Origin of the sequence: Niveispirillum sp. SYP-B3756 (assembly GCF_009495745.1) — a bacterium.
Lineage (GTDB): Bacteria > Pseudomonadota > Alphaproteobacteria > Azospirillales > Azospirillaceae > Niveispirillum.
On record NZ_WIDQ01000020.1, the window covers coordinates 59,551 to 86,449 of the forward strand.

General features: G+C 56.1%; 24 protein-coding genes. 21 read left to right on the forward strand and 3 right to left on the reverse strand.

All coding sequences use genetic code 11. The annotated features are described in order from the left end of the window. Window positions 1-138: 138 nt before the first annotated feature. From GE253_RS23100 to GE253_RS23145, 10 genes are all read left to right on the forward strand, one after another. Window positions 139-789: a DotI/IcmL family type IV secretion protein gene (locus GE253_RS23100; protein WP_153206514.1), complete on the forward strand. Its 651-nt coding sequence runs from the start codon at window positions 139-141 to the stop codon at window positions 787-789. Continuing rightward, window positions 786-1,727: a DotH/IcmK family type IV secretion protein gene (locus tag GE253_RS23105; RefSeq protein ID WP_153206515.1), complete on the forward strand. Its 942-nt coding sequence runs from the start codon at window positions 786-788 to the stop codon at window positions 1,725-1,727. Before GE253_RS23100 ends, GE253_RS23105 begins: the two co-directional genes overlap by 4 nt. Next, window positions 1,724-2,863, forward strand: a complete 1,140-nt coding sequence (locus GE253_RS23110) for a hypothetical protein (protein WP_153206516.1) — start codon at window positions 1,724-1,726, stop codon at window positions 2,861-2,863. The genes GE253_RS23105 and GE253_RS23110 overlap by 4 nt, the downstream gene beginning before the upstream one ends. A gap of 484 nt (window positions 2,864-3,347) precedes the next feature. After that, window positions 3,348-3,878 carry a hypothetical protein gene (locus tag GE253_RS23115; RefSeq protein ID WP_211101559.1) on the forward strand — a complete coding sequence of 177 codons (531 nt, stop codon included), beginning with the start codon at window positions 3,348-3,350 and terminating at the stop codon, window positions 3,876-3,878. Window positions 3,879-3,880: 2 nt separating this feature from the next. Next, complete coding sequence (locus GE253_RS23120; protein WP_153206518.1) at window positions 3,881-4,408, forward strand: hypothetical protein; 528 nt, start codon at window positions 3,881-3,883, stop codon at window positions 4,406-4,408. Window positions 4,409-4,423: 15 nt separating this feature from the next. After that, a complete protein-coding gene (locus GE253_RS23125; protein ID WP_153206519.1) occupies window positions 4,424-4,804 on the forward strand; it encodes a hypothetical protein in 381 nt (126 codons plus the stop codon). After that, a complete protein-coding gene (icmJ, locus tag GE253_RS23130; RefSeq protein WP_153206520.1) occupies window positions 4,801-5,490 on the forward strand; it encodes a type IVB secretion system protein IcmJDotN in 690 nt (229 codons plus the stop codon). The genes GE253_RS23125 and icmJ overlap by 4 nt, the downstream gene beginning before the upstream one ends. After that, window positions 5,487-6,863, forward strand: a complete 1,377-nt coding sequence (locus tag GE253_RS23135; protein ID WP_153206521.1) for a hypothetical protein — start codon at window positions 5,487-5,489, stop codon at window positions 6,861-6,863. The genes icmJ and GE253_RS23135 overlap by 4 nt, the downstream gene beginning before the upstream one ends. Beyond that, on the forward strand, window positions 6,860-9,892 hold the full coding sequence (locus GE253_RS23140) for a hypothetical protein (protein WP_153206522.1): 3,033 nt from the start codon (window positions 6,860-6,862) through the stop codon (window positions 9,890-9,892). The genes GE253_RS23135 and GE253_RS23140 overlap by 4 nt, the downstream gene beginning before the upstream one ends. Before the next feature lie 68 nt (window positions 9,893-9,960). Beyond that, the gene (locus tag GE253_RS23145) at window positions 9,961-10,404 is read left to right on the forward strand and encodes a hypothetical protein (protein ID WP_153206523.1); all 444 of its coding nucleotides are present in this window, start codon (window positions 9,961-9,963) and stop codon (window positions 10,402-10,404) included. A 12-nt stretch (window positions 10,405-10,416) separates the two neighbouring features. On the opposite strand, the gene GE253_RS23150 is transcribed toward GE253_RS23145, so the two are convergent. The 3 genes from GE253_RS23150 to GE253_RS23160 form a co-directional block, all read right to left on the reverse strand. Next, the gene (locus tag GE253_RS23150) at window positions 10,417-10,788 is read right to left on the reverse strand and encodes a hypothetical protein (RefSeq protein ID WP_153206524.1); all 372 of its coding nucleotides are present in this window, start codon (window positions 10,786-10,788) and stop codon (window positions 10,417-10,419) included. 187 nt (window positions 10,789-10,975) lie between these two features. Continuing rightward, window positions 10,976-12,265: a hypothetical protein gene (locus GE253_RS23155; RefSeq protein WP_153206525.1), complete on the reverse strand. Its 1,290-nt coding sequence runs from the start codon at window positions 12,263-12,265 to the stop codon at window positions 10,976-10,978. Window positions 12,266-12,503: 238 nt separating this feature from the next. Continuing rightward, window positions 12,504-13,529: a hypothetical protein gene (locus GE253_RS23160; protein WP_153206526.1), complete on the reverse strand. Its 1,026-nt coding sequence runs from the start codon at window positions 13,527-13,529 to the stop codon at window positions 12,504-12,506. A 271-nt stretch (window positions 13,530-13,800) separates the two neighbouring features. Between GE253_RS23160 and GE253_RS23165 the strand changes: the two genes are divergently transcribed. The 11 genes from GE253_RS23165 to GE253_RS23225 form a co-directional block, all read left to right on the forward strand. Beyond that, a complete protein-coding gene (locus tag GE253_RS23165; RefSeq protein ID WP_247878828.1) occupies window positions 13,801-14,235 on the forward strand; it encodes a DotD/TraH family lipoprotein in 435 nt (144 codons plus the stop codon). Then, window positions 14,222-15,037 carry a type IV secretory system conjugative DNA transfer family protein gene (locus GE253_RS23170; RefSeq protein ID WP_153206528.1) on the forward strand — a complete coding sequence of 272 codons (816 nt, stop codon included), beginning with the start codon at window positions 14,222-14,224 and terminating at the stop codon, window positions 15,035-15,037. Before GE253_RS23165 ends, GE253_RS23170 begins: the two co-directional genes overlap by 14 nt. A gap of 118 nt (window positions 15,038-15,155) precedes the next feature. Continuing rightward, a complete protein-coding gene (locus GE253_RS23175) occupies window positions 15,156-16,247 on the forward strand; it encodes an ATPase, T2SS/T4P/T4SS family (RefSeq protein ID WP_173012791.1) in 1,092 nt (363 codons plus the stop codon). A gap of 282 nt (window positions 16,248-16,529) precedes the next feature. Continuing rightward, window positions 16,530-17,162, forward strand: a complete 633-nt coding sequence (locus tag GE253_RS23180) for a TcpQ domain-containing protein (protein WP_173012792.1) — start codon at window positions 16,530-16,532, stop codon at window positions 17,160-17,162. Beyond that, complete coding sequence (locus GE253_RS23185; protein ID WP_153206531.1) at window positions 17,159-18,919, forward strand: hypothetical protein; 1,761 nt, start codon at window positions 17,159-17,161, stop codon at window positions 18,917-18,919. Before GE253_RS23180 ends, GE253_RS23185 begins: the two co-directional genes overlap by 4 nt. Further along, complete coding sequence (pilO2, locus tag GE253_RS23190) at window positions 18,916-20,217, forward strand: type 4b pilus protein PilO2 (RefSeq protein WP_153206532.1); 1,302 nt, start codon at window positions 18,916-18,918, stop codon at window positions 20,215-20,217. The genes GE253_RS23185 and pilO2 overlap by 4 nt, the downstream gene beginning before the upstream one ends. Window positions 20,218-20,670: 453 nt before the next feature. After that, window positions 20,671-22,308: an ATPase, T2SS/T4P/T4SS family gene (locus GE253_RS23195; protein WP_153206533.1), complete on the forward strand. Its 1,638-nt coding sequence runs from the start codon at window positions 20,671-20,673 to the stop codon at window positions 22,306-22,308. Then, window positions 22,308-23,429: a hypothetical protein gene (locus GE253_RS23200; protein WP_153206534.1), complete on the forward strand. Its 1,122-nt coding sequence runs from the start codon at window positions 22,308-22,310 to the stop codon at window positions 23,427-23,429. Before GE253_RS23195 ends, GE253_RS23200 begins: the two co-directional genes overlap by 1 nt. A gap of 1,019 nt (window positions 23,430-24,448) precedes the next feature. Next, a complete protein-coding gene (gene pilV, locus GE253_RS23215; RefSeq protein ID WP_153206537.1) occupies window positions 24,449-25,351 on the forward strand; it encodes a shufflon system plasmid conjugative transfer pilus tip adhesin PilV in 903 nt (300 codons plus the stop codon). A 445-nt stretch (window positions 25,352-25,796) separates the two neighbouring features. Beyond that, the gene (locus GE253_RS23220) at window positions 25,797-26,228 is read left to right on the forward strand and encodes a lytic transglycosylase domain-containing protein (RefSeq protein WP_153206538.1); all 432 of its coding nucleotides are present in this window, start codon (window positions 25,797-25,799) and stop codon (window positions 26,226-26,228) included. Between the two features lie 109 nt (window positions 26,229-26,337). After that, window positions 26,338-26,899, forward strand: a 562-nt coding sequence (locus GE253_RS23225; RefSeq protein WP_173012794.1) for an ATPase, T2SS/T4P/T4SS family, incomplete at its 3' end; no start/stop codon positions are given.

Consider the following 26,899-nt stretch of genomic DNA (forward strand, 5'->3'; position numbering starts at 1 on the left):
CTTGGACAAGCCACGATTTTAACATGCCACATGTGGCATTTTCAAAATCGCCACCATAGGAATCAATCTGAACTGTATATTGAGATGCAAACATGCCGCCGATAGCGTGCCTCGAACGCACGGCGACGGGACACCCTCATGACCAGAGATCTGGAAAGCGAGTACGAAACGATCGAGGCGAACCGCGTCTACCTGAGACGAAGCCGTGATCTCTATCGGAACGCGTTCAGGGCGGCATTGCCAATCATTGTCGCGTTGGCCAGCGGGCTGGTCTACTTGGCGACCATAGACCGCACGAAGGTCGTCGTGAGCACAGCAGACGGGCGCGTGATTACCCTGCCGGATCTGTCCGAGCCGAACATGTCGCCTGATCAAGTGCTGGCTTGGACCGAACGGTGCATCATGAAGACCTATGGCATTGACTGGGTGTCATATCGCGAACGATGGAGTGAAGCACAAAAGTGCTGGAACGATCAGGCTTGGCGCATGTGGACAGCCGAGTTTACGCGGAAGAATTTGCCGATCGTGGTGGGCCAAGGTGGGGGCGAAAAGCGAATCCTCGTACCTCAGCCTAAGGGGTCAGGTGCCCTTGTCAATTCTGGTCGTGATCAGCGCGGGGTCTGGACCTACCAGATTCAGCACCCATTTGAATTCTCGTATCAAGGAAACACTTCCACGCGTAGTCAGGGCGTCATCTTGGAGATTTATGTCCAGCGTGTTCCGATCACGGAAAGTTTGCAGGGGATGCAGATCGTGCAGCTCAATGAGCATCCGGATAATCGCCAATGAGCATAGTTCGTTCGCTAGTCGCGATGACGGCGATGGTCCAGTTGGTCGCTGTGGCGGCTGCAGGTGGTGCGGAGCAGCGGCCCACACCGCCGACCGAGGCCGAAATTATCAGATCTCTTGTGGACGAAGCGATTCGCGACACACGGCTGGGATCAACGCCGCTTGACCGATCCCAGATTCGTGAACTGAAACGCAGGGCACTGGATGATCAGGATGCAGCCGATGCGCCAGTTGGCAAGGCTCCGACACTTCGAGAGCGACAGATCAACGCCAACTTGTCCGGTGCTAACCTAAGCAAAAACGAGACTATTGAAACCCAACCTGGAACAACAACTGTCCTGACAATCCTTGATGCCACCGGCCAGCCTTGGCCAGCTGTTCGGGCAACAGCAGGTGATGGCGACACCTACCAGGTCACAATAGTTGAAGGGGCCGAGCATATTGTTGAGATCACGCAAAGGCGTAGAGTTCAGACCGTTCACCCTGGGAACCTGAACCTCATTCTGAAAGGTCTTCCCTCTCCGCTGACCTTTATCATTCGGCCAGGAACAGAGTACACGGATTCGAATTTGGCAATCCGATTGCCTGAGTTTGGTCCTAATGCCGAATTGCCGACGGCTGCAAACATTGTATCGCTCAGCCCAGGCGACCCGACCATTGCTGCTGTTCTTGATGGAGCCATGCCGCCTGGGGCTGTGCCGCTACGGGTTTCTGGTGCTAGTGGTCTGTCTGCTTGGCAAGCCGGGTCGAGACTATTTCTGCGTTCAACCCGAGCTAGCTTGGTCCTTTATTCTCCAGCTTGGTCGGAGACGCAGGTTGCGATTGGGGGGAAGGTGCGTGCGTATGCCATTGATGGAGCGCCAACGGCGCTTGTCCTCTCCGATCAGGGCCAGATCGTGACTGTCCGTCTTACTCCGATCGAACAAGGTGTGCGATGAGGACAGTTGCACAACGGCTCAAACGGGCGGTGGCTCACCCCAAGGCAAAGCTCGGTATTGTCCTGCTCATCCTGTTTGTGATCGTCTTTGTCGTTGGCTCGACCTTAATCCTGAGCAGGCAAGGTGGGCCTTCAGTTAGCGCGTCATTAATGCAGGCACCCCAGCCTCCAGCGGGAGCAGCAGCGCCACCATCAACTCCGATTCGACAGGAGCTCATTCGCAAGGAAGATGATCAAACCGCTGGCGCAGCAGCGTCTACCGGCGGCACAACCGTAAGAACCGTCGTTGCGGCTGATAGGCCGATCGAGGGATCGGGAGGCTTTGAGGAGCCTTTGAAGCGCTGGCTCCCGGACGGTGGCCAAGCACCTGAATCCAGTGGTGTTCACCCTGAATTGTTATCGCCTGAGGACCGGCAGCGACTTCGGGATGCTGTCAAGGCCCAGATGGAGAAGATGACAGCATCCTGGGTATCGCTCCCCGGTCCGGCTATCACGCAGGCGCCCAACCAGCAGTCCCGACTGGAAACGAACATGAAAACCTCTCCTGCGACGCCAAGCGTTGGGGGAGAAGATGAAGCTGCTATATCAGTCGAAGTTGAAGTAGGGAAAGTCTATTACGGGCGCGCCACAATTGGGGTTGACAGTGATCGACCTCCTCCTGCCATAACGGCCACGCTGTTGGATGGCCCGGCGGCTGGTGCAATCATGACTGGGGCGATCAGTCGACAGGGCGAGTACCTAGCGCTTCAATTCACGACGCTCCGCCATAATGGACGTGAGTATTCTGTGATCGCTTTCGCCGTGGATCCCGAGAACGGCAAGGCCGGTGTTCGCTCAGACTACAATTCACGGTGGGTTGAGCGGGTCATGCTCCCTGCGGCTGCGAGCTTCGTGTCAAAATTTGGCGAGGCAATCGCAGAACCGGACACACGGGTTGTTGTTATGAACGGCCAGGTGGTTGCGGACACCAGCAGCAAAACGACGCGGGAAAGCTTGTACGCAGGGGCGGGGGCGGCGGCTGGCACGGTCACTGGGATGTTGGGTGCCGCGGGCTCCCAAGCTCAGCCACAGGTACTGCTGGATGCAAACGGTCTAATTGGCGTGGTCTTCGCGGCACCGCTCGGCAAGTCTAAGTGATGGTCGCATGATCGTACCTCCGTCTTTCATGAGGGAGCGGATGTCTATTGAGTTGCAAACATAGGCCCCTCAACTTGGCCGCAAGCGAATGTTTTGTACCGATCGGGAGTGGGCTATGACGGTGGTTCACCTTCATGGAGACGACAACGAAGGGGTGATACCCGATGCCGACGCTGGTGGCGCATTTACCAAGCAGCCAGTAGCAGCAGTTGTCCCGGAGGAAGAGGAGCGAAACGGATCGGCGGCCCACCGTCGCAAGGACAGAACCGTCCGGGTCGGGCCAGATCAACGAAGGCCCTCGCGCTTATTGACAATCGGTGGGACCGTGCTCGTCGCGACATGCATCGCGATCGCAGTCTCATATAACCAAGGCTCGAATCAGGTCTCTGTGCCTTCGCATACTATGGATAGCGGACAGGATCGTCCGCCTCTGCTCGGGGAGCCCTCCCCGTCCACCCTGCCTAGCACCGAACGCTCTGGGTCGATGGACCTTGCACCGGTTGTTACCCAATATCCTCTGGCCGGACCGCCTGCACCGAGTTCGGACCTTCCGTTTCAGGATATGATCGAACGCCTTGAACGAATTGAAATGGCGGCGAAGAAGGCAGCGGATAGACCGTCCCTGGCAGGGGAGATATCCAAGGCGTTAATGCCAATCGCGGATCGGCTCACATCCCTTGAAAAAGAAATCCGCGAGCTCAAAAAGAACAGGCAAAATTCGGAACCGGTTCGGCAATCTTTGGTAGCGGCGCCCGCCGTACCTGTGAATCTTGTCTACCAGACGCCGGCGGCACCCTGTGTTGTGCGCGGCTGGTCGTTCGTGGGAACCCACCGCAATGCGGTTTGGCTGCAGCGCGAGGGCGCCTCCTCGCCAATCCGCTACGAACTTGGTGAAACCGTCCAATCGCTGGGACGCTTGTTGGAAGTTAAGCAGGATGGTGCTGGGCAATGGTACGTTGACATCAATAGCGGAGGCGGATCAGGAAGCTGTCGAATTAGCCAGTCGGTGAAGTAATAATGCTCGACTATCTGGAGAAATACTCCCTGGATCGGGTGTTCCTTGCTATTGCTTCACTCGCGCCCACTGTGGGACTGCTTCTTACAGCCTTCATCTACCTTGTGGCCGTAGGCCTATCGATCTGGCTACTGTGGAGCATGATGAGCGCGGCGCGCGGGCGCGAAGGTGATGTCTTGTCACCGCTAAACATGGTGACATTTCTAGTTATTTCACTGCTGTTTTCCATGCCGTCTCTGATGAACGTCGGCCAGTCGACCGTGTTTGGGGACAGCAGCATCGAGGCGTATTCTGGTATGGCCTATCTTTCAGAATCGTCCGCGGGCGGTAAACGAGCAAGTGCGGTTCTGGGGGCTGTAATCAGCGTAATTCAAATGATTGGCTGGATAGCCGTAACGCGCGGAACACTCCTTCTCAGAAAAATTCCGTCAGGCAATGTATCGACCTGGAACGTGGCTTGGCACTTCCTTGGTGGCGTCATTGCTGCCAATTGCTGGCGATTTGCTGGTGTCATGGCGAATTCCATTTAACCCTGGAGAAATGTGATGCGTAAAATCTTTCGGTCTTTTGCTGTAATGTCGGGCACGCTGGTTGTCATGGTACCGGGCGCGTTGGCCCAGGTGAGCGACTTGGACGGTCTGGGAAGGCGGCTGGCCACCCAGTCAAGCGGCCTTGGCGTCGGTCTGTCGGCATTTTTTTATATCATTGGCCTACTGGCGCTTCTGTTCTTCCTGATGAACCTGTGGAAGCACGCCAAAGAACGGGGTGATGCAGATGCGAAGAGCACGATCATTGCGTTGCTGGTTGCTGTGTTTTCATTTGGTATTCCGATGACAATCGGCGTGGGGGTGGGCACGATTTTCGGCGGCACCACGAATACAATTGGACCGGGCAGCGGAGCGATTTCCATACAGACGTCGAAATGATCCGGCAGCTGGTGTTGAGCGTCAAGCGCAGCAGATGGCGGGCAGACGACCCGGAAAGCCTTCAGGCTGATGACGGGTTCGAAGCGGCCCGCCATCGCGTGCTGTCGCGAGACAATCACACCTGTCAATTCTGCCTGCTCAGATCAGTAAAATGGATGGAAGTCCATCACCTTGACGATGACCATCGCAACAATGATCCAAACAACCTAGTGACGGCGTGCTCCTGGTGCCACGCCTGTCACCATATAGGTCTCGCGGGCCGGAACAGGGAGGCAGTCCTAGTGTGGCTTCCCGAACTGTCCCAAGCGGATCTTCATAGGATCTGTCGCGCGTGCTATGTGGCGAAGACGAGCCAGGGGCCGTTCGGCGTCATCGCCGACGCTGTCCTGACACGGCTCCGGTCCCGGGAAGCACCGATCGTTACATCGCTGGGATCGAGTGACCCGGCCATGCTCGGCGAAGCCCTGCTGCACCTTCCCGAAGCCATTTACGAAAGTCGGGCGGAAGCCCTGGCCGGTGTTCGGCTGTTGCCGCTGCCCCGGCGAATTTTCGCGGACCAGGATCGGTGGCCCGAGATCATTGCAGCCTGGGCTGCCGCAGAAGGCCCCTTCGGTGGTCTTCCACCGGCCTCATGGGAAGCCTTGGTCGACGGCGTTTCCGATCGGATTATGACGGCTGCGCGATGAACACTGGCTTCGTAAACACCAAACCAAGTCATTACGGGATCTGCCTCTTCGACGGCCGTGTACCCGGCCCAGGCTGGATGGCGGTGGACGGCGGGGCAGCTCGTCGCATCGAGGGGCCTGGCGACTTGAATACGGGTACATTGTGGTGGGTGAACCTCACCTATGACGAATGCCGGGACACGGGGCTGTTGCTCAATCCTTGGGTTCGTCATAGCGGCTTTCTCCGCGCGAGCATGGATGCGCTTGTTGACGATCTGGGTCTGGTCCCGGCCCCCCCGTCGCAGCGCGCGCAAGAGCTGAGCGGCTATTTCGAGCGCTTGATGCGATTGGTTGCCCGGGCCGGTGTCGTACCACGGGCGGCGTCCTTGACACACGATCTCGCCCAGGTCTTTCCGCCAGCAGCGTTTCCAAGCGACGACATCGAACAGCCCTGCCGGCACGCCTACCAGGATTGGACAAGGACCCATGTGCGGCCGCCAGGCGCCGGTGTGACAGTCGCGCTTCACTTTCCCAGAATTCCCTACGCTTGGCGGCAACTCCAGATACCGGTGCCGGATGCCGCATGCAGCTGGACTTTCATTCCCCCGTCATCTCTTCCGCCTGGTCGCGATCGCTTGTCGTGGATCTCGCGTCTTCAGGTTCCAAGCCTGGTCAAGGTTCGATTGAACAGGATACAGCCGGAAGTGTCCGACATTTTTGCCTTCGGCACTGGTGCGCGCGACAACGATTCATCGTTGCTTCGCCGACAGTGGATGTCGGAACCAGAGGCCATGGCGTTGATCGCCCTAACGGACACGGCAGATACGGAGATCGTCATTGAGGGCGTCTGGCTTGCGAACAGATCTTGTCCCCAGACGCCCCCAGCAGCATTTGATTTCCTATGGAACGATGCGGCATTTGCGGCGTCCTGGTCCGCTGGTGTGCTGGCGGAGAATTTGTGGGTGGCATCCTGTGCGCGCGAGAGGATCGCTCCTCGGAGCGGTCGAGCTCAGCGAGTCAGTTTCCGAGCCGTTTGGGCACGAGCAGTGGACCGGGTTCGTCTGTGTCAGATCGCCTTGGCGCTACGGGCGAAAGGGTGGGCGGTCCTGAATTACGGCGTAGGGGCGCTGCGCGTGTCGATCACTCCCGATGCAAAGCACGAGCTGCTGGCTGATGCCCTGGCACTGGGGTTGGTACCACCATTGTCGTTGACCCTAGGCGCGAGCGACCAGGTTCCTTTGCCTTTGGAGTGGGGCGGCGAAGATCTGGCGGTTACCGAAGCTCTGCTGCGGGCTCACGGCAATTCAGGCGCCCTCCGGAAGCTGGATACACTTCACCTGCTTTCGCCGCTTGAGCAGGCGGAGGTCTTGCACTCGATCGAAGGTTTGGCATGAAGGGCATATTGAACGTGGTGACTAACGTCTTTGCCGACGCTCTGGCAAAATCCATCCGGCAGCATTTGTCCTCATTTTGTCATTTGTCGACGGCAATGACCCCGGCTGAACCCACGATCCTTGTCGATTTCGACGGTTCGCTTGTGAGCTTTGTCGAAGTTTCTGGTGCTTCCGCGATCGTTGGTGCTGACGAAATCGAAGACATATGCACCCATCTGGAATCCAGCTTCGCGACGTTTTTGAGCGAGCCTGGCCACGCGATCCAGCTATTGTATGTTCATATTCCAGAAGCTGGCACCGGACCAGTTTCAACATGGACCGACGATCTAGCAGCCTCCGCCCAGGCACTGGGTCTAGATGTAGAGGACTTCCTTACGGAACGCCGACGCGTCATTTCCAGGTGGGTGGTCTCCGGCTTTATCTACGTTGCGCTGCGGACGCGGCCACAGTTACTCACGCCGGATGCGAGGCGCCGGGCACTTAAGCTCCGGTCGGAGCGTCTGGAGAAGGGCCCGGTAGTACGAGATGGTCAAAGGCCACACACTGCCCTTGGCGAACTACGTACAACGCATGTCGCCTTTTCCACGGGGGTTGTGCGGGAACTAGGTGCTCGCGGTATCAGGGCCAATCTTCTCAGTGCCCGCCAAGCGGCGGCTGTCGTAAGGTGGACGATTGACCCTGAAGGTGGCAAAGATTTTGGCGTGGTCTTGCCTGGTGACAATGCTGCACAGTGGCCGAAAAAAGCGGACTTTGCGACAGCTGCATCGAAATCACCCGAGAAAGCAGATATATCGTCTGTCTTGCCCAGGGATTTGGCAACTCAACTGTGTGATGGCGTAGGTGAGATCGAAATGCTCGGTCGGGCGAGTGTCAAGATGGGGACCACCTATTGGTCACCTGTGGATGTGACACTGCTTCCCCGAAAGCCCCGACCTTTCACCGATCTGCTCTCTCGCCTTCAGCGGACCAACCCAGCAATGCCATGGCGTATATCGTTCCTCATTGAGGGAGGAGCGGAGCCGATGATGAAGGGCTTTTTTGCTACGCTTCTGTCTGTCTTCAATCCTGTCAATGCTGAGATTAAATCTGCATTGACTTATCTTAAGGAGCTACGCGAGGCTGGCGAGCCCGTGGTTCGGGTGCGCATTTCTGCGGCGACCTGGGCGGACACCCCAAATCGGGTGGAACGGTATGCGGCAGATCTGGCCAATGCTCTGGAAGCGTGGGGGGAAGTGCAGGTGAGCCAGCTGGCCGGCGACCCACTGGAAGCACTTACCAGCAGCTGCCTGGGTTTTGCTGCGGCAAGCACGGCACCGGCTGCACCAATTCCCCTTATCGATCTTCTGGGCATATTGCCCTGGCATCTGTCGGCACCCGCAGTAAAGCGTGGCCCCCTCCTTTTGCGGACACCAGATGGCCAGCCATATCCGCATGCTCTCGTCGGAGAGCATATGGACGCTTGGTTCAACATCATCATTGGCCTTTCCGGTCGAGGTAAGTCGATGTTGGCCAACGTGTTCTTGCTGGCGCACGTTCTGGCGGCGGAGAGCCGGGTGCTCAAGCGACTTCCGCCTGTCGGGATTATCGAGATTGGTCGCACCAGTGAGGGGGCGGTACAGATACTGCGGGATGCTCTCCCATATGACCGACGGGATGAGGCTGTTTATGTTCGGTTGACCAACATCGCATCAAGAGCAATCAACGTCTTCGATACGCCGGTCGGCTGCCGTCGGCCGCTTCCGCGCGACCTCCAACTTGTTGTGAATTTTATCTGCGTGCTACTGACCGAACCGGGCACCGACCGGCCGTACGCCGGCATCGTAGACTTGGTTCGGACGGTGGTCCAACGCGCCTATGCGGACCTCGATGACACGGAGCAACAATCTCGCCCAAAGGTCTACCAGCGGGGGATCGACGACATAGTAGACCAAGCTCTCCAACGGGGCGGCGTTGGCATTGACGACGGTACGACCTGGTGGGAGGTGGTCGACCTGCTGTTCGACGCCGGGGACATTGGCTCCGCAGCAACCGCACAGCGTCATGCTGTGCCGACTTTCTACGACTTGATCAGCGCAGCCCGTTCAGCGCCGGTTGAGGATCGGTTCGCCGATGGTGAGGATGCAGTGCGGGTCGATACGCAAGAGCGCCTCGTCGGAGCCTTTTCACGAAGAATGCAAAGCGTTATTGAAACTTACCCTGTCCTGGTCGGACCGACCCGCTTCAGCCTTGGTCAGGCTCGGTTCATCAGTGTGGACATCGAGGATGTCATCGGTGATGACTCAGCGCAAGGCATCCAGCAGACGCAGATCTTCTACATGCTGGCGCGATATCTGGCGTGTCGCGAGTTCTATAGGCATGAGGAATATGCGCCGCTTGTTCCGGAGAGGTATCGGTCGTATCTGACCGAGGCGTTTCGCGAGGCTCGTCAAGCGCAGAAGATGGTTTACTATGCAGAGTTCCATCGGACGGGTTCGTCCAGCTTCGTAAGCGGGCAAGTTACGACCGACGTGCTGGAAGGCCGCAAACACAACGTAGCCGTCACGCTCGATAGCCAACAGATCAGCCATTTCCCGAAATCGTTGAGAAAGAACGCTTCGGGCATATGGGTGCTCGGGGTGGGCTCCCGCAAGGAGTCGATCGACGAACTGGTAGAGACCTTTGGTCTTTCGAACACGGCTCGCGCGATCGCGGCTTCTCAGCTAAATGGGCCGGGTCCTGGGGGCGCGCCATTGCTGATGTTGCTGGAAACCCGCGAAGGCCCGATGGCACAATGGCTTTACTCGACATTGGGACCAGTAGAGCTTTGGGCTTTGTCCACCAGCGCTGACGATGTGGAGTTGCGCCGGACCGTTTTTAAAATGGTTGGACCAAGGGAGGGTCGGCGCCTGCTTGCCAAGCGATTCCCTAAAGGTTCCGCCAGGGGGGAGATCAGGGACCGGATCAACGCATTGCGAGACGATGGCCATCAAGAGGCTGACGCGAGGCACCGTGTGTTCCAGAATCTTGCGGCAGAAGTTATAAGTAAATAGTGGCTGTTGCCACCAATGGCAAATTGAACTATGAAGTTAGTGGCATATTGGAGAGAAGGAGATATGACATGAGCGATGCATTCGCCGGGCTTACACCGCTTGCGTTTCGCCGCCTCGCTCACATGGTAGGAGGCGCAGACTTCAAGACGATAGCTCGCTGGATGTGCCGTCCGTATGACACCTTCCTTCGATATGGAGACACCGGGGTGCATGGACGGCGATGCAAAGCGGATGTTGTCGCGCATGTAGCCCTTTTGGCCGCGCTATCACGTCGGGGCCTGCTTGCGGAGATTTTTGCTGAGGCGCAAACGTTGGCAGAGATGGCGAGGAATGAGGCTCGCTCGCTGCGAACTGATCTTGGTTTGCAGCATGAGGAGATCGACAATCAGGGGGCTGTCGATCCGTGCGACCAAGCGAGTAAGTTTCTTCTCGAAGAAGCTATAAAGAGTTTGGTTAAGGGGCGCGCGGAACTGGCGCGAGCTCGCGCCGGGGCCGAAAAGGAGCAGGCCTGAAAGTTGGCGGATTCACGCTGAAGTGCGACTTGGTTGCAGTTCATTGTAGTCGCTTCGCCTGATAGCTGCCAGCTTGCTGCTGAAAGCCTCTGCGGGCGTCTGCCATCCCAGGCACTTACGGGGTGTTTCGTTCATCCTTGTCACAATGGCCGACAGTCTGGTCGAGGATCGATCCTCGACCAGACTGTCGGGCGGCAGCCGGCGGCGCACGCGTCCATTGGCTTTCTCAATGCCACCCTTTTGCCAGGGGCTGTGTGGATCGCAGATCCGGGCGGGCATGGGCAATGATCGCCAGGCCTCCACAAACTCGCTGCCCCGGTCGAAAGTGATGCTGCGGCAGGCAGACCGGGCAGGGGGGGGCAGAGCCTCGGCGATGCGGGACATGAGATCCGCTTCCCAATGGCCGAACTGACTGCGATCACTGACTTCAGCCCGGCGGGCTTCAATCGTACGCCTCCTCGACAAGCCGCACCGTATCCTTTGCACGGTAATGCCGGCGCTCAACTCGTCCAGCGCCGAACCTACCTATGCGTAGGTTCGGGTAGGCGGAGGATCGGTGGACGCATCGGTGTCATTGAGGAGATAAGATGTCGAAATCGAATTCTTCCTCAACGTCCGGCGTGTGCGTCGGTTGCACGGGCGGAACCTCCGTCAGAATCCAGCCACTCTCCGAGATCGAATAGGTCACTTCAGATCCATTGACGAACGTGGTAAAACTGTTGCTGCCTGCCAGCAGTTTGTTGGCCACACTTCGTGCGGCGGCGAGGTATTCGAAGTCGATAGGGACGCTAGCAGGGCCAGTGTCAGGGTTGATCTGCCACTTGCCGCCTATTTTCTGGAGAGTAACTGCCCTCTCGCCTTGCTGACCGATCCATGTGCTGCCTTCCTGGCGCCAAAAAGCACTCGCCCCTGTTACCTGAACGCCGGGCGCGATTTCGATGTTGCCGCCGATGTGAGCATCGCCGCCAATGAAAGCTCCTTTGGTAACCGTGGCGCGGCCGTCCACTTGGGCATGGCCGCGAACGACGCAGCCGTCGAGCTTAGCTTTGCCTCCGATGGACGCGTGATCCAGCACCTTAGAATCGACCACCCATGCGTCCTCTTTAATCACGGCATGATCTGTCACAAGAGAACGTTCGATCGCCGTCTCGCCCTCGATCTTCGCGTTTCCCGTGATGGTCGACTGCCGGACGTGGGCCGCCCCGGCGATCACGGCCTTGCCGGCGACGACGCTATCGGTGACTTGTGCTTGGTCTTCGATACGTGCGGCACCGTAGATTTGCGATGCCCCCTTTACCGTTGCTTCACTGGCTACAAACGATCCATCATCGACCCAAGCCGATGCCTCTACCCACCCTCCCCCATTGACGTGTTGCCGGGCTGGGATAGGGCCCCGGCCATCCTGCCAGTCCTTCAAGGCGACAGCGCCCGCATGAAGCAAGCGCCAGTCGGTTCGGGCACGCATGATGTCCTCCAGGCGGACAAGGGTGGAGGCATCAACAGATCGCCACAAATCCTGTGAGGGCCTGACAGCTTCGAACAACTGATGACGCGACTTGTCCGTGAACTCGACAGGTGTGGCAAACCGGACTCTCATCCCGGGCTTAATCACCTGCTGTTGATTAAATGCCCATTCGCGGCAGCGACTCCGCCAAGTCAATGCATCGGGATTTTCGGTGTCAGATAGCAAAGCGAGGATTCGTTGTGGGCAGGTAATCGTCTGCGGGTTTGCCGCTTCGCTGGTGATCAAATAGCCGAAGTCCATATCGGAAGGCGCGAGCATAACGATCGCGGCGTAAACCCGCTTGACGGGTGCGTCTTCTGATACAGCGGCATATGCAACATCGTTCTGTATCTCCATGTCCAGAACCCGCCGAGTTGTTGGCGCTGCATCATCGCGAAGCAGATGGTTGACAAAAGCGGGGATGGAGTCTGGGCGGTCACAGTAGGTCCACATGGGGTTGTCCGTCCACTCGTTCAAGAATCGGTCATGGGCACTGCAGAGGATACAGAGGCAGTATGCCTTTTGCCGCTACAGTGTTTACATGTGTGAGGTTTGTCGCGCATTAGGGGCAAAGGTTTATATCGATACCAGTTTATCATTTCACGGGAGGTTTGGTGGTGATCGCAATGTTTCCTTGGGAGTGAGGCTGCCAATCGGAGCCTGCTGAGTGGCGAACAGTGGCTACCTCGTCGGCCAATGGTTTAGGAACTCTTGCCGTCGCGTCCCCCTGGACTCGTCGCGCATAGTGGGAGCTCGCCGTCCTTGTAGATCGGTGTCCCATGAGTGCAGCGACGCCTTGACGGGAAAGCTGTAGCTTAGCATTGGCACTAAACTGGTGCCGGGTAGAATAGAGGGTGACGTTCTGTCCTCTGCGCGGCCACAACTGGTTATTAGCCCGCAGCAGGAGGGCACGGCAGTTCCGGATCATCTTCGACCAGTCGCTGATGGCGGCGAGGACGTTGAGGTGAGCTTCGATCAATACGAGGTCAGCAACGTCGAGTTCGGACAGGTCTTGGTGGCGTACCAGACCGTTCGAGCGTCCGTTCGAGGCCTTGGCGTTTTGGATGGCGAGATGGGGTTTCCCATTGATGTCGATTATTGCTGCGGTTCGCCACTCGATTGGTCGCAGTCCAGTCAGGGTGCCGACGCGGATGAAGCTCTCCACCACAGGCGCCCAGGTGTTTTCAGATTTCGCTAGCCAGTCGAATAGTCGATCCCGATCACGGGTCGGAAGCCCTTTCTGCTTCTTCGCTGACGTCTTGGTACCCTTTCTGACGGTCCCGTCTGGAGGCACGGTACGAAGCGCTGCCAACGCAGCGTCCGCACCATGGATACGCGCATTTTCGAGCCAATGTGCCAGCGCAGCTTTCCGCATACGAAAGTTCGACCGCGAAATCGTTGCGCGGCTGTCGCCAAGCCAGGTGACGATGACCATTGGCTCCACCATCGGGTCGATGCCGGTCTTCTCCGTGATGTTACGAATTATGTTCTCGGCACGGGTCATGTACTGCCGTGCTGTTTCTTCCGTTCTGGTCGGCGCAGAGGGCGACTGCGCGCCGGTCGAAAGCGGCGAATTTGATTTCGTATGTATGCAGCTAGCCGCTGGGTCAAGATCGCTCAATGCCGGTGTCCCCATGTTACTACCATGACAGTAACGGCAGCATATCGGCGCTTACGCCAGACGCGGCCTGAAAGGTGGATGCCATCTGTTATGCTCAATGCAAGCCAGTACCCTCTGTACCATGTGCGCCTTGCATCCTGCTAACACCAGAAAGGTGGATCGTATGCGTTCGCTGTTGTCTGGCAAACATAGATCGCAAATGGTGGTCCAGACAGCGTGGTAGAGGGACAAGATGCGAGGGTTTGCACTGGTTGCCATGGTCATTACTGCCATGGCCGTAACAGCATGCCAAACACGGCCGCCACCACAGCCGGCCCAGGCTGACCCTGCGTTTGCGTTGCTCGCGGAATCTGCCTCGCGAGTGTCGTCGGCATTCCGGCAGCTTGCAGATATCGAAGCCGCCCGGACACCTTCCGCTGGTGATCCGACCGTTGGAGAGGCCTATTCGGCAGAATTTCAGCAACTGATCTCCGTCACCTGGGCCGGTCCAGTTGAGCCCCTGCTTGAGGAGGTGGCGGCGAGGGTCGGATACACATTCGGGGGGATCGGTGATCGACCGGCGTCCGATTTAGTCGTTCGAGTTGATGCACATGACACGCAAATCGGTGATCTGCTTCGAGATATCTGGGTGCAGTTCGGGGGCCGAGCAGACCTGATCGTGGACGAGGTCAAGCGGCGGATCGAGGTGCGATATGCGCGCCGGTAGACCGATTCTTGCGTTGGTCAGCATACTTCATGGATTGTCAGCTCCACCGGTTGGCGCAGCGGAGACTGCCAGTCCGACTACTATTGAGCAGGTGCGGACGCTTTCGGCGGGTCGATATGCTGATCAACCGGTAGGAACGACTGTCAGGCGGCAGAAGCTGCAGGAGGCTGGTGCCTTGTATGGCGCGCGAGCTGGGCTTGAGGCTCGTCTGAACGTGATCGCGGAGGCCTTGAAAGCGCGGGAGGCAGAACTGGACCGAGTGTACGCGTTCCAGATGTTGACTCAGCCGGTTACCGGTGGTGTTCAGCGGACCCTGCCAGCGATCGATGTCGCAGGGGCAGCCATCGAGATCGAGCCTGGTGGACTTCGCGGAGTTTTTGTCGGCCAGACAATACGGATTATCGAACCCGCTGTTATTGTTGCTCGGCCGCCGAGCTGGCGTGACTACCTGTTGCTGACGTTTCCGCGCGGTGCGGACCCAGACCCGGCTTTATTGCCTCGGGACAAGGGGGAGCAGGAGATCTGGGCTGCAGCTGTTGACCGCGGATGGCAGGCTGGGGCGGAGCAAGCCGACGCAATGTTTTCCGATGCAGTAGCGCGTCTTGAACGTCTCTGTGTGGGAATGATTACCTATCGAATTCTGCTGGTTCAGGGAATGGTGCAACCGGCTTGGGTGGACATAAAAGAGACCCCGACTATCGTGGAGGATGATCAATCCCAGGTGGACGTGCGGTCGCTTACGGTCACTGCGCCGGCCAAGCTTAATGATTCCAGATTTTGGTCACCAACGGTGCGTCAATGAGTGCTTGGCAAACAGGCCCCTGTTGGAGCGCCGTGTGATGGCACCTACCGCCCCTCCCCCGCAGGTCAGTGAGGATGCTAGGTGGCCATCCACGCCTAGCGCTCTTTCGGCGGATGCCTTGGACCAGCTGCTGCTTTGGTCATACGACATAAACGCGAGCGATGTCTCAATCCAAACTGGCGAACCAGTTTGGATTGAGGTCGACGGCGTTCTGCGCCAGGCCACTGATCGGGCGCTGCGGGATGCCGAAGTGCAACAAATGGCCATTCGTGTGTACCGTTCTGAGGCGGGTTTGGCACAGTTGGCGAAGGGACAGGACTGGGACGAGAGCTATCAGCTCAGACGTAGCCGTCTAGATTTTGTACGATTTAGAGTTAATGCTACAGGGATTCTGGTCGACGGTAGGGATGGCATTGACCTGACATTTCGGGTGATCAAGCAGACGCCCCCGCCCCTAAGCGATCAGCTCCAAGGAGACCAAGCGGAACTTCTTAAGCACCTCTTCCCGAAACAGGGGCTGGTGTTGACAACCGGGGAGACGGGTAGCGGAAAGTCAACGCTCCAGGCCGGCGTGGTACGGCATCTGCTTGAGGCCCCGGAATGGTCGGGTCGCATCGTGGAATATGCCTCGCCGATTGAATATACGTTCGGGACGGTTAGAGCGCTGGGAGCGAAGATCGCTCAGGTGCAAATACCACGCGGACTGCCGTCGTGGGCGGCTGCTACTAAGAACGCCCTTCGTCGCAAGCCGGCGGCTGCGGTCTTTCAGGAGGCGCGGGACGCAGAAAGTATCGCAGGTATGGTGGAACTGGCTCTCACAGGCACTCTAGTTTACGCGACAGCGCACACGACTGGCGTTAGCGCGACGCTACAGAGAATGATTTCAGGATTTGAACCGTCGGTCCGATCAGAACGCGCGGCGGCGCTGGTTTCCGTTCTCCGACTTGTCGTTACGCAACGGCTCGAGCGAGCATTGGTGAGAAATGCCTTCGGTGGCCGGATCGCTCTACGCGAATGGTTGGTGTTTGATGACGAGCTTCGAAGCAAGCTACTCCAAAGCGACTTAAGGAGTTGGACCGGCCACGTCGAGGACGCCGTTCGAAGTAGGGGCAGGCCAATGGCTGTCGCAGCACGCCAAGCATACAACAATGGATTAATAGGATATGAGCAGTTGTTGGCCATCGAGTATGCTCACGGGAGGGCATTGTGACTGAGTATAGAAGCGCTCAGAAGGCGGTTCGGTTTGGACCTTTTAATGCATGGGCTGCCCTACCCTTTATCGGCGTTCTCATGGTCTGGAACTATTGGGTTCTCGGTATTGGGGTGGTGAGCCTTCTCCTATTTGGGATGATGGAATGGCTAGGCTATTCCTTGCCGGCAGCGATCCGTGCTTTTCGAGCGAATCTAGCTGGCACCAACCGGCCGAGAATCTCAATCACAGCATCAACACGGAGGATCGACTATGGGGCCCGTTAGCAGGCAGGCAATTCTGATGCTACTGGCTCTTCTCCTTTCGTCGGGAGCGCACGCTGGTGAGTTGTTGTGGAAACAACGCCCAGCCGCTGGTGGCGTTTCGGCAAAAGCCACATACGAACAAGCGGCAGATGCCACCACGCACGTAAATGGCTTCGGTACCTCAGTGCCGCTAGTGGATGCAGTCGCGGCGGTGGTGCCGCAGGAATACAAGGTGGAATGGGCGCAAGGCGCTAACAGAGGCAATGGTCAGGTTGTCAGCTGGGAGGGTAGGGGACGATTCTGGACGGAGGTTCTTGCCGACATAACGGCGAACGCCAGTCTCGAATTCTCGATTGTTGATAGCAGGATCGTAATTTCCGCAGTTGGGGGGCACATCGAAGTCGAGAAGCGCCCAGCCCTTCCCAGTTTTGAAGCCAAAGCCGGTGAGACTGTGAAGGCAACGCTGTCGCGATGGTCGGCCGTAGCCGGGTGGCGTCTAGATTGGCAAGCAAGTCACGATGCGATCATCGAGTTCGGTGCCACGTTCGGCGCTGATTTCGAACTTTCGGTCGATCAGCTCTTTGAGGGCTTTTCCGGAACCAATCCAAAGTTTGACCCCTGGAAGTCCGACAACCACGTCCTTATCGTTCGGACGGAGAGCAAGCTATGAAAATTTGCCGATCGCTTGCGCTTGGTGCGACGGTGTTCGCCTTGAGCGGATGTGCTGTGCAGCAAGCCCAACGTGACATCGAAGCTGCAGAGGTGGACCTGTCTAACGTATTGGCCCAACAATCGTCGGTCAAACCGACCGGCGATAACCGAACAGGTCCCGTTCGTTCTCTGGGGCGTGTCTACCTGGGGAGCCAGGTTGTTGCCTCCGTGCCCGAGATCCCGCCACGTCTTGAGGAAAAGAGGGGGATCAGTATTGATCGGTCCCGCGAATATCCGTTCAGGACGGTGGAGGAAATTGCGCGAGATCTTCAGCGGGCGACGGGCTTGCGCGTCAAGGTCAGCGGCCTGACGTTGTCGGAGGACGCGAAGGAAAACGTCCGTCAACGCGGAGGGGCCCCTGTTGTTCGGGAGAGTGCGTCGCCGGAGGTGGAGCAGCTCATTACCAATACAGCGCCGTTGGGACTGAGCGGCATCAGCGTGCCCGGCGCTGTGAAGCTGCCAGACAACAGATGCAATTGGGTAGTTTCGTATTCCGGAGCGTTGAGCCGGTTTCTCGATATGCTGGCATCTGAGTGCGATGTGCAGGTTGAGGTCACGTCAGAAGGCATTTCGATATATAGATACGTCACTTTCACCGAGCGCCTGTCTTTACCAACTGCGGTGGTGGAAGCGAGTTCAACAGTCAGCGGTGTTGGAGCGTCTCAAACAGGAGGAGGCGCAATCGTCGCCGGAAACGCCACCAATGGCGTTTCTGAAAATGCCACTGGTGGAGATTCTGGAAATTCCACTGGCAGCCAATCGGGATTAGGCACCGGCGGTGGAGCCAGTCTGACGTCTAAATCGGCCGCATACGATCCTTGGGGGGCTCTCTCCCAGATGATGCGAACCGTGTTGCCGCCGGATAGTCGATTGGTCGTTTCGCCAGCTGTAGGAAGCGTGATCATAACGGCTAGGCCCGAGGCGGCCGAACGCGCATTGAAAATCGTGCGCGAGGAGCAGCGTTGGCAATCGCTCTACGTGGAAGTGACAGGCAAGCTGGTCGCGCTTCGGAACACAACCTCCGACGGGTACTCCATGCTCCCAGAAATTATTGGGAAGTCTCGGGACATTACGCTCGCTTGGAATGGACCCACCAGCACCGCTGGTGCTGGTGCAGGGTCGATCACGGCGACGGTGGTCAATGCTGCGAGCCGGTTGAGCGGGACGCAGGTCGTGGTAGAGGCTTTATCGAAAGCAGGAAAAGTCCTGGACATCCAGGACATTTCCGGTATGGCGATGAACCATCGACCGGTGCCGTTGTCTAACGGGCAGGGAATACCGTACACCGCCGGGACCCAAACAGTCGTGGTTCCCAACGTTGGGCCGGTCACCACTCGTATCGCTGGCTTGGAGACTGTTGGACTGTCTTTGCGCCTGGTGCCTCATATCGGCCGTGATCTCGTAGTGATGGATATCACGCTGACCCAGGCAAATCTGCTGGATTACGTGACGGAAGGATCAGGCGAAAACTTCACCCGGCGCCCGCTCACCTCGCGCGCTGAGTATGATCAAGAAGTACCTATGCGCGATGGACAGACTATTGTCATCGGTGGATTCGAGCGTCTGTCGCGGCGGTTAGAAAAAAGCGGTGTTGGTGCGGCTTGGAATCCGGTCCTTGGGGGCGGATTAAGGGGTGAGCTGGAGTCAGCAAAACTATACCTCATCCTGTCCATCCGAGTCGTGGATCCGCTCTCATCCCGTGAGTCGCCAAAATGACCGAAACATCATTGCCTTTGGCGAAAATAATCGAAGTTCATGGTGTGAAGTTTGCTGTTGGCCTGCAGTGGCTGCGGTTGCATCCACAGCGCCTGACCCGCGACGCTGAAAAGCTGGCCCGCCAATGGAACGCAGATGCTTTTGCGCTACGAAGGGGGTTTACGCCACAGGTTGGTATAGCGGGAGGATTTCAGTCGAAGATCTGGAGCAGGGTGCGAGCTGCTGCGCCAGCCGCTGTCGATGAGCTGGGAGCGAAATGGCTGGGACTGTGGACATTGCCTGATGGCGGTTGCTGGGGTGTGTCATGTGTTAATGGTGAGATTCTGGCGGATGGGGATCGCGTTTTTAGCGGACGCGATCAGGCATTGGATTGGCTACATTCAGAGTTAGCAGTGATTGGCGACGATTACCGCGTTATTTCGCCAGAGGGCTGGTATCAGGGCGCAGAGCATGTACCCCTGGATTTTCTTAGAAAAAATAGGACCGGCGCGCCCGTCCTAATACCACGTCACATTTACAGGCGGATGACGCCCGCGTTGCTGGTAGGTGGCGTTTCCGCAATTGCCACGGTATATTTTTTGGCACCTGCCATTAATGGCATTTTCGAGAATCCGGTATCGCAAAACACATCTTCCTCACCGTCTCCAATTATCCCCGCACCAGAAAACGTCATTCTCCCGTTGGTGTCACCGCCTGAGCCGCTGCCGGCCCCCGACCCACCATCGTTTGCGCTCGCCGATTTCGGGGCTGCGATCCACCAGTGTATTGACGATCTCGAACTTGTCGCAGCGATGCTCCCTCCCTCATGGAAGGGGGTTAGCTATTCCTGCGCTCCAGATGTTGTGGAGGCTGTAGCGACGACGACGGCTGTTTCAGCACGCGTCGCGGCTGCGATGCATCTGGAGCGTATCGCTCCATCGGGCTCACGGTGGGAGTTGATTGGTGATAGCGGCCGTGAATTGAAGCTGGTCTACCCGCGCGCGCCTGTAAATGCGCGGGGCTCTCACGAACTGGTCAGGTTGATGGATGCCGAGTTGGCGTTAAGAGATATAAGCGATTATTGGGACCTTAAGATCAGTATTTCGACTGAAAATTGGCAACATCCAGCCAGTTCTGATCGGGTGACAGCCGTTCCCTCCTGGAAAAGTCTGAAGTGGGAGGTGAGCTTGCCATTTGCGGTCGAACACCTGGGAAATGAACGGGTATTCGGAGCTTTACCTGGCATGGTGTTGACAAGGCTTATCCGCGATGGGGCAGACAGGCCTTGGCGAGCTGAGGGGCGTATCTATGTACAATAGCTTGCAGATCATGATGTCAGTCGTGCTTGCGGTTCAAGGTGCGGCCAGTCCGCAAATTCCAGGTCTCCGGCGTACTCATCCGCATGAATGGGAGCGCATAGAGGCAGAAGCTGCTGCGCGGGTAAAGCGATTAGAGCATGGGGAGCGATCGGTGATCGCTGATCCGCAAGAACAGCGTCCTCTCCCTGCTCCTCCTGTGATCGTAGGCTTTGCAGGAGCGGGAAGTCATGGTGTGGCTACTGTGAAGTTCGCTGATGGTGCTGTCCAGGAAGTGCTGGTCGGGGATGTAATCCGAGGTCGGTCGGTAGTCGCCGTTGCTGCGAGTCAGGTCGTATCAACGGGCAGGAATGGCCTGGAAATTTGGCGTCGGCCACGGACTGCAAATTAGATAATGTTCTCAGTGGCAAATGCCACCAAGAACATTTGCATGAAAGAGAATAGTGGCAGAAGCAGATGATGCAGGCAGCCAAATATGAGAAAGACGGAAGACTCCTCACGCAGCCCGGCGGAACGCTGGACGTTGGAAACGATGTTCGAGCGTTTCTAGCGGCTTTTGAAAGCGGCCGTTTGGTCGTGGCTCATGCTTATGCCTCGCAACAGGTGGCCGCAATTAGGGATATCGTCGCACGCGGGCGTCAGGCCGGTTTACCCCTACGCACTCCTGCGGAACACGTTGATACTAGCGTAATTGCAGATATATATAAAATTTTTGGTGGGGTTCAGAGCACGAACCGGATACAGACCATCATATCGGGTTCTCAGGCGAAATCTATGCTGGAGAATTTGATCAGAGAGGGGGTTGCGGCGGGCGCGAATGACGTTTTCATAAGGCGAGCACCAGATGCCGGTCGCGTTTCAATGAAAATCGATGGATATGCGACACGATTCTTGTCAAACTTGCAGTTGACGGCTGAACATGCGGACCAAGTACATAGAGCGGCTTTCGAACTCGCCGGCGGCAAGGGATCCTACGAAGGTTTGCTACCTCAGAATGCTCGGGTCTCTCGAAAGGAGGGCACCAGTTCGCTGGTATTGCCAGACGGCTTGGATGAGATTCGATTCAACTGGATATCCACCCACGACGGCCGCGAGATGGCAATGCGGTTTTTCCGCAGTGGCGGCGTTATTGGAGACGACCCGCTACCAGCCCTTGCCCTGCCAAAAGACGCCGTTGAGACCTTGCGGAGCTTGATTCGTCGACGTCAGGGGGTGCTATATACTACTGGTGGTATGGGTCACGGAAAAAGTACCTTACTTTATGCTCTTGCTGAAGAAATCCTCATTAGAGGCGGACGCAAGGTCCATGAGATAGCTGACCCTTGTGAGAGGCATATTCCTGGTGTTGTCCAGCATAATGTAAACGCCCAGGCGGGTACTGAAGACCATGATTCCTTAGTTGGGCAGATATTTGCCGCTGTTCTGAGGCACGCCGCTGATGTGATCATCCTTCAAGAGTGTCGTAGCGGCGCCATGGCGGCAAGAATACAAGAGGCAGCTCTTTCTAATCATCTTATTTTGGCAACATTGCATGCAGCTAGTGAAGATGGAGCGTTAAGCCGTCTTCGCAATCTTGGACTATCACGTGAATCCGGTTTGTATGAACCTACTGCCTGGGCTGGAATAGTCTCTCAGAGGCTGATCCCAACATTATGTGAGTGTGCAATCCGTCTATCAGATGTATCAGAGGTCGGTGAACGAAACCGGCTAAAGGCTACGCTAGGATCTGCCGATCTTACCGCCGTACGGGTCCGCCGTCGTGAAGGGTGCGACCTGTGTCGAAGAGGACCTCAGTTGATGGACAGGCTAGGGCTGAAAGGTAGAACTCCCGTAATCTCAATAATGGTACCAGACCAACGCATTCTGGACCTACACCAAAATGGCCACCCCCGTTCCGAAATCATTAGACACTGGGTAGCTTCTCAGGGAGGGGTTCCCCTTGCTACGCGAGCTTTGCAGAAGGTTCTGCGTGGTGAAGTAGCGCTAGAATACGTAGAAGACATGGTGATTGAGGGAAACTTGACGACTGAAACCATCTCTCAAGCATATGGTGGCGACATCGCTCTCATGAGCAGCCATTTGGAGGATTTCTAATGATGGCCGACGACATAGTAGCACCTGCAACGGAGTGGCAGAAAAGAATAGGAAGGATATTTTTATCCAGCAAAGAACGTCGAGATTTGTTCGAGGAGCTAGCAGACTTAATCGCTACCGGGAACAATTTTTCGGAAGCTTGTGAAATAGTCGCCAAGAGTATGTTGCGTGAAAATACCGTAATAGACCCGAGATTTTGGGCCGTAAAAGATTGGGGATGGTCAGCTAAGAACTCCGGAGCTGGCATTGTACAATCGATGCAGCGATGGTTGCCTCACTCAGAAATAGTTGCCCTGCAAGGTGGGGAAAGTGGAGGAGGAGTCGTTTCCGCTTTTAGGGCGGCAGCATCTCTAATCGCGGAACGTCAAGTTATTTCAGATTCAATGTCACCATTGTTATTGGGTCCGGCGCTTAGTATGCTAGTTATACTTGGATCTATATACCAAATGGGAGAGGAGGAGGTTCCGCAGCTGTTACGGACCGCCGAGTCGCTCGGCGTGACGCCAACGGGTGTGGGGGCCACTTTTGCCACGACATCCGTATTCGTGGCACAGCATCCGATTTTATTGGCTGTTTTTGGAATTACCATATTACTACTTGTGAGATTCAGTATCCCGCGAATGACGGGTACATTGCGTCGCCTGGTTGAGCGGCTACCTATGGCATTGGTGCTACCGATTCCATATCGGCTGCACATGATCACTTCCGGTGCCATGTTTCTGAGGGCGCTGATGGCGATAAAAAAAAATGGAGGGAATGACCTTGGTTCGCTGCAGCTGCTAAGGCAGCATAGCTCGCCTTATATGCAAGAAATAATAGATACGCTCGCGTACTATGTGTCAGGTGGAAAGTCCTTGGGACTAGCGTTGTCCGAAAGTGGGATGAACTGGCCGGACCGCCGCTTGGTGCGGCGGCTTGAGGTGCTGGCTGACACGAGCAAGGCTGTTGATCGCATGGAGGCGGTGATCGAACAATGGGTAGGTGCGACGATAACTGGCCTTCCGAAGATGGTGGACCTCTGGAACTCGGGTCTGACGATCCTAGTGTATGTGGCGCTTGGGGCGATGTTTGCAGGTTTTATGGACCTGTCGGGGCAGATCGATAAAGCGGCAAAGTGGTGAGGTCACCCCTTGCGCTGCAAACATGGCAACACGACGATGTCTCCTAGACAGGCCCTATCGGAGACATAAGATGATTCTATCGAAGGAAACGGCATTGTGGTTTGCCGTCGTTGGAGGGTTGGCGGTAGGCGTTGGGGCTGCGTTTGTTTCCAGCAGAACAGAAGCCAAAAGTATGAAGTTTGGCGATCAGGTCGTAAGCTTGATCGAGAGCACAAGGACGATGACAGCGAATGATCCCGACCTCGGTGCCGGTGCTATTTCGGGTGCCCGTTACTGCACCATTCGGAAGAACGTTCCCAGCGACATGTGCTTAGGGCCGGCTCTCGTTCATGTATATGGCGGCAGCTTGAGTGTAACAGGGGCCAGTTCCACCTTCACTGTGGTTGCGGCTTCTGTCGCACGGGAGGGGTGTGCTGCGGCGATACCGAAGATCGCTGCCCAGCCTGGGATTGTCTCGGTGCAGGTTGGCTCTAGCGGCGCTCGGCCCACGCCGATTTCCTCTGAGGTGGCAGATACCGATTGCGCTGCAGCAGGGGCCACCACGCTTACGATTGTGGCAAATCGGTAAATGCGGGCTGGAGCGGCATTCCTGCTGATAGGCGTCGCGTTAGCTGCTGTAATTTCGAACTCCCTCCACACCCCTACGGAGCACCTCCGGCGTCGTGGGGAGGGGGTCGCTAAGGCGATGTTAGTGCAGCATTTCAGAGTTGTTGAATACGCAACACGGCACCCAGATTTCGTCGGGTCTGTGACTCCTGCGCTGTTAAATCTCCCCACGTGGCACCGGTCGGAAGGGGGGATCAGTACGACTGTAGACGCAACGGGTCGAGTTACCACAACCGTTTCCATACCAAAGCAGGGGGCAACAGAAGTGGCGCGAGCGCTTCAGGAGCTGAGTGGCTTTTCTGAGGGGACAGGGCTTGCCCATGGAGGGGTCGTGATCACGCCAGGAAGGCCACCCCAACTGGTGCCAACCGCAGCTGATTTGTCTCCTGTCATCACCACGAGGACACGGTAAAATGATACTAAGTAAAGACTTGGCGCTTGGTTTGGTAATTCTTGCTGGTGTGAGTACATATTTTAGTCAGTTGAGTAGCGAGGCATCCAATAGAAGATCAGACCAAATAATGTCGGCTCAACTATCCTATTTCAATAGAGAATCTGCAAAATTCATACAGAGTAACATGGATTATATAGAAAACGAAATAATTTTAGCCGGAAAACCTATATCATATAGCGCATCTTTACTAAAATCCCGTGGTTACCTTCAGAACTTCAAAGATATAAACTTATTTGGGCAACGCTTTTGTCTGGCGGTACGAAGGGCTGGCCCCGGCTCTTTGGAGGCATTGGCAGCGACCATCGGGGGAGCGCCCATACCGCCAGACCGCGCAGTCGGTATAGCGGCTGACGTTCGTTCCGGATCTGGCGGGTCTATCCAACCAGAGAACAGTTCCATCGCCGTTGGTGGTGCGTGGGCGATGGCCCTGTCAGATTTTGCGGGTGGTGGCTGTTTACCAGAGGTCGGGCATCTGGCCGGTAACCTTGCATTTGAAGAGGGGCGGGGGGTTATTACCAGCTACGCACATCGAATGCCGGTAACCGGCATGACGGATTCAGCGACTTTCCGGCAAGCGATTATTCTGGATAGTGTATGTGACGACCCCACTACTCCAGCCATCGAAACGAACGCTCCTTGTGCGTTGAGAGCCATCGGACAGGCACCTGATGAGCCTGGTTTCGAGTTGAATAGGATACGCATGATCAACAATCTTATCAACCGTACAGCGGCTAAAGGAGAAACATGCTCGCCGATGACTTCCTCTTATGCGATCAGCGCTGCCGGCATAGCGCTCATGTGCAATGCAGAAGGGCTATGGTCCCCAATACCATCTCAAGGTAATTTTGTCAAATTCTGGTAATTTACCCCCATGGAGGTTAATAATTGTCCAAATTGGAGGATGGAATGAAGAAAATTCGCCGTATTATCGTATGTGTTCTGATATCGTTCGGATATTATCCGGCTATGGCACAGAAAACTCCAAGTGACTACTGCAGTTCTATGTCACAAAATTCATGCGAAGTGTTAAATGTGGATTTTAATTCATTCACAACATATGGAACAAGTAATAGTGTAAAATTTTATTTTCTAAAAATTTGCTTGAATAGAAAATTCATTACAAGAACAATTGAAATAAATCCAGATGATAGTTCTAGGCCATCTGGTAATCTGAGCGCTTTAACAGCTATTAATGGGTCCGTGCATAGGTCTCCTTTGGATGTGGTATCAGGTCATCCAATAACTGATGAAAGTTCTTTCAAAAGTAGCAACGGATTCTTTGATCCATCATTATATTGTGCAAAACCATGGTAATTGCCCATCTCTCATTGGCATGTCTGCTTACGGCTGCCGCATCATACGGTGTGCCTCCGGAGAGCCTTGTCTTAATTCTCGGTGTTGAGAGGGGGAAGGTCGGCTCTGAGAGTAATAATCTTAATAATACCAAGGATCTTGGTCCCATGCAAATTAACTCAATTCACGTTTCTGAATTATCTCAAATTATGGGAATTGACATGGAAACTATCAAGAATCGGATTAGAGATGATGGTTGCTTTAATGTTACAGTGGCAGCGATGCTACTCCGTAAACACCTTGATCGGGATAAAGATATTTTACTGGCGATGGGTTCTTATCATAGCAGAACGCCCGATATACGCGACAATTATATTAGAAAAATCTATAAAGTCGCAGAACGTTTAAAAATAAAAATCGGTGGGAAAAATGATGTCGTTAATTGATATAGTATTTTCGGACTTGTTCGTAAGCGCTGACCCGTTGGAGCCTTCGCGATACAGGGTGGCTCCCGGAACGCCGATACAGGTACTGCCGGCAGCAGCAGAGGCAGACGTGGATAGTTTGCGAGCTAGTTTCATTTGCGATGAACGGGTGGAATTCTTGCTGAAATGGGCTGACCTTCCACTACGTGTCACCAGGATCGATCATGTCGGCGGAACGGCCTGGGCGGTGTCCAGAGGAGCAAGTCGATCCAGCACACTTGAAGAATTGAACATCCACCCGATGATCGCCAAAGCAATGATTGAGATTGGTAAGATGAAAGGTGGATTGGTGGCCACGGTTGGCAGCAGTCGGCAGGGAAAGACGACCACATCGGCCGCAATGTTTGTGGCTTGGCATAGTGTATTTGGAGGGAATGGGCTGACCGTGGAGCAGCCGCCGGAGATTCCGATGCATGGGCCACATGGCCAGAACGGATATATTTATCAATGTGAAGTTCTGCCGACCGCCTCTGAGGTTGAGCGGGAGGCTGAGATCGCGAAGCACTTACGTCGAGCTCTTCGTAGTGGCATCGATCGGATTTTCATGGGCGAAACCCGTTCGCCCTCTGAAGCAGCCGTTGCCCTTGATGCGGCGACAACAAATCACCTTGTGCTGGCGAATTTCCATGCAG

Coding starts and splice junctions, on each gene's coding strand:
- GE253_RS23100 (WP_153206514.1), top strand. CDS start 139: ATGACCAGAGATCTGGAAAGCGAGTACGAAACGATCGAGGCGAACCGC.
- GE253_RS23105 (WP_153206515.1), top strand. CDS start 786: ATGAGCATAGTTCGTTCGCTAGTCGCGATGACGGCGATGGTCCAGTTG.
- GE253_RS23110 (WP_153206516.1), top strand. CDS start 1,724: ATGAGGACAGTTGCACAACGGCTCAAACGGGCGGTGGCTCACCCCAAG.
- GE253_RS23115 (WP_211101559.1), top strand. CDS start 3,348: ATGGACCTTGCACCGGTTGTTACCCAATATCCTCTGGCCGGACCGCCT.
- GE253_RS23120 (WP_153206518.1), top strand. CDS start 3,881: ATGCTCGACTATCTGGAGAAATACTCCCTGGATCGGGTGTTCCTTGCT.
- GE253_RS23125 (WP_153206519.1), top strand. CDS start 4,424: ATGCGTAAAATCTTTCGGTCTTTTGCTGTAATGTCGGGCACGCTGGTT.
- icmJ (WP_153206520.1), top strand. CDS start 4,801: ATGATCCGGCAGCTGGTGTTGAGCGTCAAGCGCAGCAGATGGCGGGCA.
- GE253_RS23135 (WP_153206521.1), top strand. CDS start 5,487: ATGAACACTGGCTTCGTAAACACCAAACCAAGTCATTACGGGATCTGC.
- GE253_RS23140 (WP_153206522.1), top strand. CDS start 6,860: ATGAAGGGCATATTGAACGTGGTGACTAACGTCTTTGCCGACGCTCTG.
- GE253_RS23145 (WP_153206523.1), top strand. CDS start 9,961: ATGAGCGATGCATTCGCCGGGCTTACACCGCTTGCGTTTCGCCGCCTC.
- GE253_RS23150 (WP_153206524.1), bottom strand. CDS start 10,788: ATGTCCCGCATCGCCGAGGCTCTGCCCCCCCCTGCCCGGTCTGCCTGC.
- GE253_RS23155 (WP_153206525.1), bottom strand. CDS start 12,265: ATGGAGATACAGAACGATGTTGCATATGCCGCTGTATCAGAAGACGCA.
- GE253_RS23165 (WP_247878828.1), top strand. CDS start 13,801: ATGGCCGTAACAGCATGCCAAACACGGCCGCCACCACAGCCGGCCCAG.
- GE253_RS23170 (WP_153206528.1), top strand. CDS start 14,222: ATGCGCGCCGGTAGACCGATTCTTGCGTTGGTCAGCATACTTCATGGA.
- GE253_RS23180 (WP_173012792.1), top strand. CDS start 16,530: ATGCTACTGGCTCTTCTCCTTTCGTCGGGAGCGCACGCTGGTGAGTTG.
- GE253_RS23185 (WP_153206531.1), top strand. CDS start 17,159: ATGAAAATTTGCCGATCGCTTGCGCTTGGTGCGACGGTGTTCGCCTTG.
- pilO2 (WP_153206532.1), top strand. CDS start 18,916: ATGACCGAAACATCATTGCCTTTGGCGAAAATAATCGAAGTTCATGGT.
- GE253_RS23195 (WP_153206533.1), top strand. CDS start 20,671: ATGATGCAGGCAGCCAAATATGAGAAAGACGGAAGACTCCTCACGCAG.
- GE253_RS23200 (WP_153206534.1), top strand. CDS start 22,308: ATGATGGCCGACGACATAGTAGCACCTGCAACGGAGTGGCAGAAAAGA.
- pilV (WP_153206537.1), top strand. CDS start 24,449: ATGATACTAAGTAAAGACTTGGCGCTTGGTTTGGTAATTCTTGCTGGT.
- GE253_RS23220 (WP_153206538.1), top strand. CDS start 25,797: ATGGTAATTGCCCATCTCTCATTGGCATGTCTGCTTACGGCTGCCGCA.